This is a genomic window from Haemophilus parainfluenzae, from assembly GCF_003252795.1.
GTDB lineage: Bacteria > Pseudomonadota > Gammaproteobacteria > Enterobacterales > Pasteurellaceae > Haemophilus_D > Haemophilus_D parainfluenzae_K.
This window is the reverse complement of record NZ_QEPQ01000001.1, coordinates 71,576-86,834: the sequence shown is the minus strand read 5'-3', so window position 1 is coordinate 86,834 and position 15,259 is coordinate 71,576. Positions and strand designations below refer to the sequence as shown.

Here is a 15,259-nt window from a genome sequence, read left to right as displayed (position 1 = left end):
AATTGCTTTGACCGCTTTAAAAAACTACTCTGTTGCGCCAAAGCCACGCAAACCAACCACATGAACTTGTTCTTGGTTGCCGGCGATTTTACGCACCAGTTTATAGGTTGTCCCTTTTTCAGGACTGATATTCTCTGGCGCTGCGATAAGTAATTGCATATCCAAACGTTCGCAAAGTTCGAACAAGGTGGAAATGGATTTACCATCTAAACGCGCCGCTTCATCCAAGAATAGTAAACGACATGGTACGATGTCTTTACCGCGAATACGGCGGCTTTCCTCTTCCCAGCTTTGTACAACCATTAATAGGATTGACATACCCGTACCGATCGCTTCACCTGTCGATAATGCGCCACTTTCAGCTCGTAACCAGCCATCCGCACCACGGAAGACTTCAACTTCTAACTCGAGGTAATTACGGTAATCTAATAATTCTTCACCGATAGTTTGTGCCGTGCGTTGACCCATATCAATATGCGGGTTAATTCGTTGATAAAGTTTCGCAATGGCTTCAGAGAAGGTAATACGGTTATCACTGAATAAATCTTGATATTCTTCCTGTTTACCTGATAGCGCATCAAGCAACATTGCATGTGTATCGCGAATATTGACTACTAAACGTACCGATTTCACCTGACCGAAAGCAATATTTTGTAGACCTTGGTTCAACATGCGAATACGATTTTGTTCACGTTGAATGGTTTTACGCATAATATTTGCCACACTTTCAGAACTGATCGCCAATTTTTTCTCACGGCCAGTCAATTCTTCTGTTAAGCGATTAAGCTCAATTTCCATTTGCTCAATTGCATCAATCGGATCATCTGTTTTAATAATATCCTGACGAATACGTTCACGAAGATGCTGATATACCGCGATGAAGAAGCGGACTTTATTTTCCGGTTTACGGCTATCTTCAGAAATACGCAATGCATCGCGGAGATATTCATTATCTGCTACCGCAGTACGTAACGCACCTAAGGCTTTATCCGACATTGAACGTAACTCATCAGCAGATAAATAAGCCAACTCACGGCGATTGAGTCGTTTTTCCACATCAGAATTGCGAGATAAACGGAGAACCACGCACCAGCTGACTTTCGCAGCTACAACCAATTCACGTTGAGTTTTATAATCACGTTCCGCTTTGCGAATGCGTTTATTTAAGTTCTCCGCTTCGCTTTCAATAAGCGTTAATTGTTTTTCAACATAAGAACGACGTTGACGGATGGTTGAAAGTTGTTGATACAACTCATCACGACGATTTCTTGCACGTTCCTCTGCACCTTCATCAGCACGCACGCCTAATTCACCAATCTCAGCAATTAATTCTTTTAACAATTGATTTTTACTGTCATAAGAACTTTGCAATTGGATAAATACTTGATTGTATTGTGCAAATTGGCTTTGTTTTTGACGTAATTGTTCACGTTGAGCATCACGCTGTGCCTGTAATTGCTCCAAACGTTGACGAAGTTGCTCATTAAGCTCTGATGTTTCTGCTTGTCCAGCATCTTCATAACTGAAGTGATTTTTACGTTGCACCACATCCGCTAAAGCAAATACACGTTGTTGTACTTGTTTTTGGCGTTCAATGGCTTGGGTTAAATCAGCTTTTAAGCGCTCATAGTTTTCTGGATCGCTTTGTAAAGTATTGGCAATCGGCTCTAATTGTGACAACGCAACACCATGTTGACGAATAAAGCTTTCATCTTGCTCTGCGATGTCTAATTGTTCGCGGCACTCTTCAATGCGATCAAGTAATTCTCCATCAGCAAGTAAGTTAAGCTGTGGCATTAACTTATTCAACAATTGCATTTTTTCTTTGGCATTATCCAATTTAATGCGAATTTGTTGTTCGGTACTTGAGAATTGATTGAGCTCACGATCGATTTCATTACGCTCTTGATTGATTTCCGCCATCACCTCTTCAGGATTTAGTTGGAATGCAAGGGCTAGATGTAAGCCAACAAATTGACTAAAGTGTTCGTGTAAACGTTGACATTTTTGTACATCAAAGGCGATTTGTGCGTATTCTTCCGCAATTTCATCACGTTTAGCTTGTAATTCTTCTAAATGTTTTTCACGTGCTGCTCGGCCGAATAATGGAATTTGCGGGAATTTTGAATAACGTAATTCACGATCAGATACTTGCACCACAACGCCCATTTCAAGTTCTTGGGCTGAAAGTACGCTGTCATCAAAGGCATTTGGGTCACCTTCGATTAAATATAAATCGTCTGGACAGTCTTCTAAATTAGCTAATTGTTCACGTACCGTGTTGAGATCACGCACAACAATAGCATGACGAGCTGGACCATAAAGTGCCGAGAAATAAGGTGCATCTTCAATTGGTACATCATCATATAATTCAGAAAGCAATACCCCACCAAAACGTTCTGCAAGCACATTTAAGCGAGCATCTTCAGAACCATCTGGTTGGCTTAGACGAGAAATTTGCTCGTCTAATTGTTGACGTTGTTTCTCTAAATTGTCACGTTGAATAGTCAGCTCACGTTCTTTTACCAATTGTGATTGCATAAAATGCATCACATCTTGGCTATGCTCGAAGGTTTCACCACTTTGCTCTTGTAAGCGTTCTAAAGCGGCTTGAGCAGTTAACCAAGCTGGTGCTTTACGAGCATTTTCTTCGTAAAGCGCGGTCAAACTTTCACGTTTTTGACGCAAGGTTGAACGGTTTTCTACTTGCTCAGCAAGTTCTTCATTTAAACTTTCAATGAGTTCTTCTTGTTCAGCGTGGTATGCTTCGAGTTCATCAGCGGTTTCTAAAGATAAATAAGCACGTTGATTAAAATCAGCCAATAATTTAACCGCACTTTGTTGTTGAGCATAGCGCTGCTCTAACTCATTTAATTTCGCGCGTAATTGTGGGGTTTGTTGTGCTTGAATTTTTTGTGTTGGATATTCACGCAATAATTCTTTAGCACTTTCCCAAGCACTTGAACGCGGCATATCACCAGCAATTTTGCACACCAACTGATAGGCTTTATCAAATTGTGATTTAGCCGCTTCAGAAATAGACATTTTATGTTCTAACTCAAGCACTTGCTCGGTTAGACTTTCTGCATGGGCAGCAAATTCAGCTTGGTAATCTTCCGCATTTTTCACGCTTAAATCCGCTAAACCGCATAAGGTTTTCGCTTTTTCAAGCGCAGCAATTGCTTGTTGATATTGCAATGCACGGGTTTGTTGTGCATCTAATGCTTGTTGATAATCCGCAAGTTGCGCACGTACTTGGTCAATTTCAAGTTCCGTTTGCTCAAATTGCGCTTGGCTTTCTTCAAGCTGTTCGGTTGCAGTTTCTACAACCATTTTTTGTTCTTCTAATTTTTCTGTAAGCTCAGCTACGTCTTCTTGATAGCGCGATACTTTTTCTTGATGACGTAACGCATTTAATACCAAGTTTAGATGGTCTGCCGCACTTTGGTGATCTACTTCTAAAGTACGTTCATTTTCTGCTAATTCTGCTGCTTCACGGCTTAAGTCAATTAAGCGATGTTGTGATAATTCTTGCTCAGCTTTTGCTTTATACCAATCACGACGGAAACCTAGAGCAGCTTCGATATTGCCGCGGCGTTCATTGGCATTACGCATATAATCTGATGCCACATAATTAGTGGTTTCGGTGATTAAATGTTTGAATAAATCGCGATCAGATTGCGTAACTTTAATTGCTTCAAGGGTCATGCGGTTTTCACGTAATGCGCTTTCCATATCTTGGAAGGCTTTGCGCACACCAAGGTTTTCCGGCAATAGGTAATCACGTAAAGAACGGGTAATAGCGCTGGAAATACCACCGTATAAAGAAGCTTCGATTAATTTATAGAATTTGCTACGGTCTGAGGCACTACGTAAGCGTTTTGGAATAATACCCAAATCAAACATCATACCGTGATAATCGGTGATGGAATGATATTGCTTGAATTGCGCACCAAGATTTTCAATTTTGTCTTTTAATTCATTTAAATTGAGTACGCGAGCTTGACGTTCACCGACCGTTTCGGTGAAAAGTGCGGTCGGATTTAAGGATAATTCTACACCTTGAATCGAGAAGGTTTTTAAATCTACTTTCTTATCACGGCCAGCGATTTGTTGCAGACGAACACCCACGAGAATTCGTTGATGACGAGAATTGATGGTATCTAATACCGCATAACACACGCCTGGACGCAATTTACCGTGTAACCCTTTATCACGAGAGCCGCCTGTCGAGCCGGCTTCTGTGGTATTACGGAAATGCAATAAGGTTAAGTCTGGAATCAACGCCGTAACAAAACCAGCCATGGTTGTGGATTTACCGGCACCGTTACCACCGGAAAGTGTGGTCACTAATTCATCTAAATCAAAGGTACGGGCAAAGAAACCATTCCAGTTAATTAAGGTCAGTGAACGGAATTTACCTCGTTCTACCCCATTATGTTGGTTTAATACAGGAGCAATGAATTCTTCTTCAACCTGTTCGGTTGATTGCTCAGGTTCGTCTTGATAGATTTCGTTTTCAAGTTCTAATACATCAGACATTATTCTTGTTCTCCTGCATCATCAAATTCTTCATCAATTTCGACCGCACTTTCTTCATCATCAAGGTCATCATCATTGCTTGTTGCTTTGGCTTGTTTTTCCAATTCGAGAGATTGCGGTGTTGCTGCTTCCCCATCACGAATTAAGCGAGCTTGTGCTTCTAGTGGATCATCACCAGAACGCACTTCAGCCCCAAAACGGAAAACTGATTCAGAAATAGTAAATTTACCGCTATGCTGTTCACCCACGGTATGAATCATGCCTAAACGGCGTAAACGACCGATCGCAGCACGCACTTTTTCAGCTAATTTTTGTTTATCTAAATCCGAACCGCTGGAACGTTGATTGACAGCTTTCAATAATTTGCCTTCGTCTGCCAAGTTGAGCAATTCGTCATAGACTTCTTGCGTACTGAAGATACCTTGCTGTGCCAAACGTTCTGGGCTTAAATACAAATAGCAAAGCACCTTCCCTACTAACATTTCTAATTCGGAAAGTACTGAACGGGCAATTAACGTCGTCGCTTTCGGACGTAAATAGAAAAAGCCTTCTGGAGCACGAATCAATTCCACATTGTAACGACGATAAAAACCATCCAACTCATTTTGGAAATCCATTAAAAAAGCATGGTTATCTAATTGATCTGTGCTGATATGGCGACCTGAACGCAATAAGCTGTCCACTGTCGGAAAAATAGGATTTGCAATGGCATTTGCCAATTTCGGGGAAATTACATCTTGAATATCTGTCATGGTTAATTTCTCATTTTATGAATTCGTTTTTGGGTAAGCCACGAAATTAATATTTATCAATCACATGCGCTTGTACTTCTGCGCCGTAATCGTTAATTTCCTGCCATTGCGGATAAATACCGGCTAAATCATCATTTGCCATACCTAAACGCACTGCTTGATCCACAATAATACGTGCCACATCAAAATGACGTGAAAGCGGATAAGCTTCTAATTGTTCTTTTAAGACCAAACTTAAATCAATCGGACGATTATTTTCACGGTATTTAATTAATAAGCTTTGCATATGTTCGACAATTTGATCATGTAAATCCGCCAAAGATTCATATTGCAACTCTTCAGGTAATTCGCCCAATGCATCATCTTCACGCAATACCATTTCTTCATCACGTAGATCGACCAAACGTTCCGCTTGAGCAGTCCACAAGAACCAAGGATGATCGAAATAACTGTGAATAGAATTACGTAAGCGTTGTGAGAATACGCGATTTTTATCCATATCAATGGCGGTACGGATAAATTTATGCACGTGACGGTCATAACCAATCCATAAATCGATGGCTTGTTGCCCCCAGCTAATAATGCGGTCGAGCTTGGATTGCAAATCAGTAATTAATTGTTCAATAAAGTAGAGCTCATCATGGCCTATCACACAATCTTGAATACGTAATAATTGTGCCTGTAACTTATCACCTGCTGCATTTAAGGTGTCTTGTAACTCACGTAAATTGCCTGAAGTTTCATCTAATAAACGTTCACAACTAGAAATTGCTGCCTGCCAATCTTTGGTAAGTAAATTCGCAATTTCTTCTTTAATACTTTGCTGATTTTCATCCATCACACGTTGTGATAAATCAATGCTATCGAAAATCTCTGCTACTGAGTATTTTAATGGTGCAAATACATTACGACGCCAAAAGTGCTCATTCTCCCCTTTTGCTGCACCTTCTTCTGCCGCATCGGATGCACGCTGAATTTCATCAGCCACAATAGAGAGCTGTACAGAAAGACGCAACGCAGAAAATTCACGCTGACGAATATAATAATCTGATACTCCAACGCCTAATGGAGTAAGACGATAAATAGAAAGCCCTTCAGTAAATTCACTGCTGAAACGGTTAAGAAAACGCTGTTTCACCAGTTCATTGATAGCATTATTCGCACGGGTGGCAATCGCATCCGTTGATTGGTCAAAGGCATTGGCTGTATGGCGGAAAATATCCACTAAATCAGCTTCTAGCATCTCACCGTCCAAACGTTCGTTGTTATAAATGGCAATGGCCAATAAAAACACCAAACGCTCTGTCGGCAGATTTAACGAAAATTCCCGCTCTTTCGCCCATGAGACGAGTTCAGGAATGGTTTGTGAGGTTTCGATCATTCGGTTACAAAAGCTTAAAATTGAACAAAAAATTTCTGAGATTATACAGGATTTTTTCTCAATCTTGAAAATCTTCTTGCAAATTGACCGCTCTTTTTAAGTTTAAAATATCCTTAAATTAAACAAGGAAATATATTTTCGTACTTCAACCTTAGAAATGAGCGATATTTAAACAATATTTACAACTCTTTACAATCCTTTACAAAATAAACATGCTATTTACTTTTCTATACAAAAAAACCTATCTATAATCTTGTGTAGGTACGCAATCGTTTACTGAATAGATAAAAATAAGATTTGCAATATCTGGAAAATAAGAGATTAAAAATCATATAGTTAATCCATTCTTCAATGCTACCTATAATTATTAATGTATATTTACACTACTCTAATGAAATTCTTTAGTTACACAATGTAATTAAAGAAGAAACTCAAGCGAGGACATATGAAAAATTTTAAATTTAATGCTATCACGGCATTAATTATTGGGGTGAATGTTGCTGTAGCGAATGCTGCTGATGGAAACATTCTGAATATCACGACACAAGACGCTGTAAATGCAAACAAAACAATAGAGGCGACTAACGTTAGAGGTCCGGGACATACAGCTATTGGTCAGCAAAACCAAATCTATTCTATTCCTGCAGCTGAAGCTGAAGAAAGCCAAGGCTCAAGTTCTGCCATCGGTAATCAAAATGTGGTGAAAGGTGAACAAGCAAATGCGATTGGTGATGGAAATGATGCATATGGTCATTTTACTCAAAGCGTTGGTGATGATAATAAAGTTTATGCCGATCATTCTCTTGGATATGGTGCACATAATAAAGTCGGTGCTCAGCGTGTAACAGGTACACCAGAAAAAGATGTTGTTGTAGATAAAAACACAAGTAAAGCAAGCGTATTTGGTTTAAATAATGAAGTCGTTGGCAAAAACGTTTTTGTTGCTGGTAATGATAATAAAATTACAGACACATCAACCACAAATGCAACTGTAATTGGCTTCAATGCGACTGCAAGTTCAGCTAATGCTACCGCAATTGGTACTGCTGCTAGTGCATTAGCAAACGAAACTATTGCAATTGGTCAAGCGGCAAAAGCAAGTGGTCAAAATAGTAATGCTTATGGTTCACAAGCCAACGCAAGTGGTACAAGCTCATTAGCTGTAGGTACAGGTTCTGTATCCTCTGGCGATTCGGCTGTAGCGATTGGTAACGATTCAACCGTCACCGGCGACTCTGCTGTAGCTATTGGCGCATCAGCAACATCTACAGGTAAATGGTCTACTGCATTAGGCGATTCAGCTAATGCTAAAGGCGAAAAAAGCGTAGCCTTATCGAAAGACTCTTATGCAAAAGATGATAACTCTGTTGCCTTAGGCTCTGGCACTATTACACGCTCAGCAACACAAGAAAATACTGCAACAGTTAACGGTATTACATATAGTGGTTTTGCAGGTAACACGCCTGTAGCGGTTGTTTCTGTTGGTTCAGACAAAACTGAAACTTACACCCCACCAGATCACTCAACCCCAGGCCGTACAGTAACCATTACGCCACATACACGCCAAATTATTAACGTAGGTGCAGGTGAAATTTCTTCTACATCTACCGATGCAATTAACGGTTCCCAGCTTTATATGGTTGCAGACCAAGTAGGCAAAAACAAAACGCGTATTGATAATATTCGTGTGCGTACGTCTGACGTAAAAGTTAAAGCGGGTGACAATATTAATGTACAAGAAGCTTATGATGATGCTAACCAAGTGAAAACTTATACTGTTAGTACAGCAAAAGACATCAAAGCGGATTCTTACACTGTCAATAATTCAAGCGTTCAGATCAATCAGAACGGCATTAATGCAGGTAATAAAAACATCACTAATGTTGCGGATCCAAAAGCACCAACTGATGCGGCAAACAAACGTTATGTTGATAATAAAGTAAATAAAGTTGATCGTAAAACTCGAGCTGGTATTGCTGGCGTTGCAGCTATCGCATCTGCTCCATCTGCACGTAAAGATGGCAAGAGCATGGTATCAACTGGCGTAGCTCATCACCGCGGTGAAAGCGCGATTGCAATTAAAGCGTCTCGTAACTCTGATAATGGTCACTGGTCAACTAACGTGAACGGTGCTGCTGATACTCGCGGTCAATTTACTGTGGGTGCGGGTGTCGGTTACGAATGGTAATCTGACTTACACGTTAAAACAAAGAGCCATAAAATTGTGGCTCTTTTTTTCTTCTCAAAACAATCAAAAATTTGACCGCACTTATTGCAATATATATCGCCAAACAAATGCACTGACCAAAATAATCAACATGATAATAATTTGTATTAAACGTTTTTTGGTTAATTTTTCTGCTGCCATACCTATTTACTCGTAGATAACTTCTTAAATTGACTATTTAGTGGTAGAATAATTGCGTTAGATCAATTTTACACTATATTTATCGATTTGAGGAACTAATGAAGAATTTCGTTTCAGAAACCAAATCAGGGCGCAGAGTTCAATCTGGTGGTTGTGCGATTCATTGCCAGGATTGCAGCATTAGTCAACTTTGTATTCCTTTCACATTGAACGAACATGAGCTTGATCAGCTTGATAATATCATCGAGCGTAAAAAGCCTATACAAAAATCTCAAGTCCTTTTTAAAGCGGGCGACACGCTTAATTCTATTTATGCGATTCGTTCCGGTACCATTAAAACTTATACCATTAGTGAAGCGGGCGAAGAACAAATTACCTCTTTTCACTTACCAGGCGATTTAGTGGGCTTTGATGCTATCACGAATATGCAACATCCAAGTTTTGCACAAGCATTGGAAACCGCTATGGTATGTGAAATTCCCTTTGATATCTTAGATGATTTATCTGGCAAAATGCCTAAGCTTCGTCAGCAAATTATGCGTTTAATGAGTAGTGAAATCAAAAGCGATCAAGAAATGATTTTATTACTGTCTAAAATGAATGCTGAAGAACGTTTAGCCGCATTCATCCATAACCTATCTAAACGCTATTCTGCTCGAGGTTTCTCAGCGAAAGAATTCCGTTTAACCATGACTCGCAGCGATATTGGTAATTACCTCGGCCTAACTGTTGAGACGATCAGTCGTTTGCTCGGTCGTTTCCAAAAATTAGGTGTACTCTCTGTTCAAGGTAAATACATTACCATTAATGATATTAATGCCTTGATTGATTTAACAGGTGTACATAAAACCAAAATCCAGTTAGTGGAATAGATAAAAAGCGTGAGTTTTCACGCTTTTTTAGTATTTGAGACAAAAAACTTGTACAAAATCACTTTTTTTATAATAGGTTCTTGTCATCACTTAAAATCTTTTCTATCCTATTGATATCTCATGTCTTGGAGGCTTTATGAAATTTAATAATATTCTTGTTGTACTTAACCCTGATAACGAAAAACAATATGCGCTCGCTCGTGCCGTTCGTCTTGTTAAAGAACAACAAAATGAAACAAAAGTAAAAATCACCACCTTGTTGAGTGTCTATGACTTATCTTATGAAATGTCTGCACTTCTTTCTTCAGAAGAACGTAGTCAAATGCATGAAACAGCCATTGAGCAACAACGTCAAGCCGTACAATTTTATTTAGATAAATATGCAGATCCAGAAATTGAGTTTGAATCTCACATTGTATGGAGCAGCAATGAAGCAGATGCAATTCGTGAAGAAGTTGAAAAAAATCAATATGACCTCGTTGTAAAATACACCAAAGATGAAGAAAGCTTCACTTCACTGATTTTCACACCAGTAGATTGGCAATTATTACGTAAATGTCCAATTCCAGTATTAATGGTGCGTGATGGTGACTGGAAACATCAACGCCGCATTTTAATCGCAGTGAATGTATCGGGTGAACAAGAATATCAAGATGAATTCAACCAAGAATTAGTTTCAACGGGTATGAATTTAGCGGAAAACTTAAACCGTGGTAACGTACATTTAGTGGCGGCCTACCCTGTTGCGCCAATTAATATGGCGATTGATTTACCTGAATTTAATACTTCAGGTTATGAAAATGGCATTCGTGGGCAACACCTCATCAATATGAAAGCCTTACGTCAAAAATTTGGTATTGATGAAGATCATACCCACGTACGCGAAGGTTTCCCTGAAGAAGTGATTCCTGAAGTGGCGAAAGAAATTGAAGCTGAATTAGTGATTTTAGGTACAGTGGGAAGAACGGGTCTATCTGCAGCGTTATTAGGTAATACAGCGGAACATGTGATTAGTAAATTAAGCTGTAACCTATTAGCTATTAAACCTTCTAAAAAATAAGCCAATTTAGCCTTTAATTTAAAATTAAGTGCGGTCAAAAAAACAATCGTTTTAATGACCGCACTTTTTTGTTAAAAAAATGTGAAGTTTCTCACAAAATCAACTTTTTCTATTCGTCTCATTATTTCTTTTTCGCTATACTCATCCGCCCTATCGAAGACTTTCTATAAATTGATTTATTAATTAAAAAGGAAAGACAATGAAAAAAACATTAATTGCAACACTACTTGGTTTCTCTGCGCTCGCGCAAGCTCATGAAGTTTGGGTTGCAACACCGGCACAACTTGCTTCTAATTCCGTTTTAAAAGCTGATTTAGCTTATGGTGACTACCCTTACGTTGAAAAAATTCCTGAAAAACGTCTTGCTATCTTTCCACCGATGGAGCTCATCAATCAAGATGGTGAAATGCAAACCTTAGTACAAAAAGGTGAAAACTACCAATATCAATCAGAAAAACCGTTAAAAGACGGTTCATATTGGGTAACTGCTACTTATAAACCAACTTTCTGGTCACAAAATAATGAAGGTTGGGAAATGGATAACTTACAAGGCACACCAAATGCATTCTATTGCGAACAAACTCAAATGTTTGGTAAAGCCTTTACTGTGGTTGGTAAGAAACCATTGAATGCAGAGATGGCAATGACACGCATCGGTTTACCACTTGAAATTGTGCCACTCAAAGATCCAAAAACAATTAAAGCGGGCGAAGCTTTCCCTCTGCAAATTTTCTATAAAGACAAACCACTTTCGGGCGAAACGATTATTGCAACGTCTGATACCTTTGTCGTAAAAGATATGGAAGCAGCAACATCTCACCGTGAACCACAAGCGTTTTCAGGTAAAACAGATAGTGAAGGTAAAGTTAACTTTATCCCATTAATTGAAGGTGTTTGGAAACTTAAAGTGATTCATAAAGAACCATTTGAAGATCAAAAAGTGTGTCAACAATCAGCAAATTACGCAACGTTAATTTTACCTGTTGGTAAAGCGCGTGCTAAACTGCCACCAAAACCAGAACATCATCACCATTAATCACAAAAAAAGTGCGGACAAATTTAACCGCACTTTTTTAATATGTTCTTAATGCTGGAGGTTGATAGTGTTCAATAAAGCTTTCGATTTCTTGAAGATCATTCGAGAATAAAATTTTCTCAAAATCACCTTGAGTAAAAAAGCCTTCTTTCACCATATGGCTAAAAAAGGACTTTAATGAATCGAAATAACCCTTTTCATTAAATAGAATACAAGGATTGTTATTTTTTCCAATTCTAGCCCAAGAAATCACTTCAGCAATTTCTTCTAAAGTGCCAGGTCCGCCAGGCAAGGCAACATAAGCATCGCCAAGCTCAACCATTTTATTTTTTCGCTCAGACATGCTTTCAACCACCACGGTCTTGGTTAAATTAGGATGTGAAACTTCTCTGTCTTGTAAAAATTGAGGGATAATGCCAATTACTTTGCCTTGATGAGCGAGCACAGTATCTGCAACCACGCCCATTAATCCCAATTTTCCACCACCATAAACTAAAGTATGTTGGCCATCTGCAATCCATTTCCCTAATTTTTCTGCAGCAGTCTGATAGGATGAATCATTGCCTAAACTTGCACCGCAATAAACCGTGATGTTCATCCTACTTTTTCCGTTCTACCCATTTTCCATCAATATAATCCACAATCCATTTTGTGGCTTTGCCATTCTTTTCAGATGTCACATATTGATGTTTTTCTTTACGGCTGAAACGGATAATCGCTTCATTACCCTCTGGGTCTTTTTGTGGCGCATCGGCTAAATAACGTAATTTTTCTGGTAAACGATCACGATAAAGCGCTAATTCCGCCACTTTTGCCGGTCGTGTTTCACGTGATTTCGGGAAGTTATGTGCAGACATAAACACCCCACTTGCACCATCACGTAATACAAAATACGCGTCAGATTTTTCACATTTCAATTCAGGGAAATGTACCGGCTCTTCTTTTGGCGGTGCAACCTCGCCGTTTTTCAAAATCTTACGGGTGTTATCACAGTTGGTACAGCCCATATATTTACCAAAACGACCGAGTTTCAAGTGCATATCCGAACCACACTTGTCACATTCTACAATCGGACCGTCATAGCCTTTAATTTTAAATTGGCCTTGTTCAACCAAATAACCATCACAATTTGGATTGTTACCACAAATATGCAATTTACGATGTGGGTCAATAATGTAACTGTCCATCGCCGTGCCACATATCGGGCAACGTTTACGATCCATTAAGGCTTTGGTCTCAGAAGCCTCATCCAACACATTTAATAATTCCGCTTCTGGAATGAGATTAATCGTCGTTTTACAACGCTCTTTTGGTGGTAATGCATAACCAGAACAACCAAGGAAGACACCTGTACTTGCTGTGCGAATCGCCATTTTACGGCTACAAGTTGGGCAATCAATATCGGTGAGCACAAGGCTATTCGGCTTCATTCCACCTTCCAACTCATCTAATTCTGCCCTAGAAAGTTGGGTAGAAAAATCTTTGAAGAATTGATTTAACTCAGCCTTCCAATTTTTCTCACCGGACGCAATTTGGTCTAGTACGTTTTCCATGTTGGCAGTGAAATCGTAGCTCATCAAATCAGTAAAAGATTGATTTAAGCGATCAGTAACGATTTCGCCCATTTTCTCTGCATAGAAACGGCGATTTTCAATGCGCACATAACCACGTTCTTGAATAGTCGAAATAATTGCCGCATAAGTCGAAGGACGACCAATACCACGTTTCTCCAATTCTTTAACCAATGCTGCTTCGGTAAAACGAGCGGGCGGTTTGGTAAAGTGTTGGCTTGGCGAAACCGTTTTTAGTGCTAAGGTTTCGTTTAAACTCACGGCCGGTAAAATTTGGTCTTCCGGATTCTTACCTAATTGTGGCAAGACTTTTGTCCAACCATCAAAGCGTAAAATACGGCCTTTGGCTTTCAATTCATAATCACCAGCCATTACGGTAACGGTTGTACTGTCATATTGTGCAGCTGGCATTTGGCAGGCTACAAATTGACGCCAGATTAAATCATACAAGCGCACAGCATCTTTATCCATGCCACTTAAATGATCCGCGAGCATTTTCACATCAGAAGGACGAATCGCTTCGTGCGCTTCTTGTGCGTTTTCTTTATTTGAATAGAAATTCGGTTTAGCGGGCAAATAATCTTTGCCGAAATGACTTTCGATATAAGAGCGTGCCATATTTAATGCATCTTGGCTCAAGTTGGTAGAGTCCGTACGCATATAAGTGATGTAACCGGCTTCGTATAAACGTTGTGCCAACATCATGGTTTTCTTCACCCCAAAACCTAAACGCGTGCTCGCAGTTTGTTGTAAGGTTGAAGTGATAAATGGGGCTCTTGGTTTAGAACCTGTTGGTTTTGTTTCTAAATCTGTGACAACGTAATGTGATTTATTTAAGAAATCGACCGCACTTTGCGCTTCTTTTTCATTTTTCGGCTCAAATTTTTTGCCTTTATATTGCACCACATCCAAACGTAAGTCTTCTTTCTTACTCGTTTGGGTTAGTGCTTCAATTTCCCAAAACTCTTCCGGTTGGAATGCTTTGATTTCACGTTCACGCTCTACCACCAATTTCACGGCAACAGATTGTACTCGCCCTGCAGATAAACCGCGCGCCACTTTCTTCCATAATAATGGCGACACCATAAAGCCTACCACGCGGTCTAAGAAACGACGGGTTTGCTGAGCATTAACCTGGTCCATATTAATGTGAGCAGGATGCTGGAATGCTTTTTCTATCGCTTTCTTCGTAATCTCATTAAATACAACGCGACTAAAACGACTATCATCGCCACCAATGACTTCACGTAAATGCCACGCGATAGCCTCTCCTTCTCTATCCAAGTCGGTTGCGAGATAAACATGGTCAGATTTTTTAGCGAGGGATTTTAATTCGGCTACTACTTTTTCTTTGCCTGGTAGAATTTGGTAATTGGCTTTCCAATCATGATAAGGGTCAATCCCCATACGTTTCACTAAGGCTGCACGGTCTTTTTCTGCTTTAATTTTGTTTTTTTCTTCCGCACTTAATCCTTTAGTGGAAACTGGTTTAGCTTTCTCGCCTGTGCTACTCCCTGCTGTAGGCAAATCACAAATATGCCCTACGCTGGATTTCACCACATACTGGCTACCTAAATATTTATTGATGGTTTTCGCTTTGGCCGGCGACTCCACAATCACTAAAGATTTGCTCATTTGCTTACCTAAAATATAACTAGAATTCTGTAAAATTGGCGA

At 39.5% G+C, this 15,259-nt stretch carries 9 protein-coding genes; 4 read left to right on the top strand and 5 right to left on the bottom strand.

Annotation, left to right across the window (positions count from 1 at the left end; all coding sequences use genetic code 11):
• Positions 1-24 precede the first annotated feature (24 nt).
• From mukB to mukF, 3 genes are read right to left on the bottom strand one after another with little or no spacing between them, the layout of a single operon-like run.
• The gene (gene mukB, locus DPV81_RS00395) at positions 25-4,542 is read right to left on the bottom strand and encodes a chromosome partition protein MukB (RefSeq protein WP_111386098.1); all 4,518 of its coding nucleotides are present in this window, start codon (positions 4,540-4,542) and stop codon (positions 25-27) included.
• Positions 4,542-5,294, bottom strand: a complete 753-nt coding sequence (gene mukE, locus DPV81_RS00390) for a chromosome partition protein MukE (RefSeq protein ID WP_111386096.1) — start codon at positions 5,292-5,294, stop codon at positions 4,542-4,544. The genes mukB and mukE overlap by 1 nt, the downstream gene beginning before the upstream one ends.
• 46 nt (positions 5,295-5,340) lie before the next feature.
• The gene (gene mukF, locus DPV81_RS00385) at positions 5,341-6,675 is read right to left on the bottom strand and encodes a chromosome partition protein MukF (protein ID WP_111386094.1); all 1,335 of its coding nucleotides are present in this window, start codon (positions 6,673-6,675) and stop codon (positions 5,341-5,343) included.
• A gap of 445 nt (positions 6,676-7,120) precedes the next feature.
• Between mukF and DPV81_RS00380 the strand changes: the two genes are divergently transcribed.
• From DPV81_RS00380 to DPV81_RS00365, 4 genes are all read left to right on the top strand, one after another.
• A complete protein-coding gene (locus DPV81_RS00380; RefSeq protein ID WP_111386092.1) occupies positions 7,121-8,863 on the top strand; it encodes a YadA-like family protein in 1,743 nt (580 codons plus the stop codon).
• 278 nt (positions 8,864-9,141) lie between these two features.
• Entirely contained in the window at positions 9,142-9,915 is a 774-nt protein-coding gene (gene fnr / locus DPV81_RS00375; RefSeq protein ID WP_049365484.1) for a fumarate/nitrate reduction transcriptional regulator Fnr, read from the top strand.
• 136 nt (positions 9,916-10,051) lie between these two features.
• Positions 10,052-10,975: a universal stress protein UspE gene (uspE, locus tag DPV81_RS00370; protein ID WP_111386090.1), complete on the top strand. Its 924-nt coding sequence runs from the start codon at positions 10,052-10,054 to the stop codon at positions 10,973-10,975.
• 199 nt (positions 10,976-11,174) lie between these two features.
• Positions 11,175-12,011 carry a DUF4198 domain-containing protein gene (locus tag DPV81_RS00365; RefSeq protein ID WP_111386088.1) on the top strand — a complete coding sequence of 279 codons (837 nt, stop codon included), beginning with the start codon at positions 11,175-11,177 and terminating at the stop codon, positions 12,009-12,011.
• A 37-nt stretch (positions 12,012-12,048) separates the two neighbouring features.
• Here DPV81_RS00365 and DPV81_RS00360 read toward each other — a convergent pair whose 3' ends face one another.
• Both DPV81_RS00360 and topA read right to left on the bottom strand, forming a co-directional pair.
• Complete coding sequence (locus tag DPV81_RS00360) at positions 12,049-12,609, bottom strand: LOG family protein (RefSeq protein ID WP_111386086.1); 561 nt, start codon at positions 12,607-12,609, stop codon at positions 12,049-12,051.
• A gap of 1 nt (position 12,610) precedes the next feature.
• Entirely contained in the window at positions 12,611-15,217 is a 2,607-nt protein-coding gene (gene topA, locus DPV81_RS00355; RefSeq protein ID WP_111386084.1) for a type I DNA topoisomerase, read from the bottom strand.
• Between the last annotated feature and the right edge of the window lie 42 nt (positions 15,218-15,259).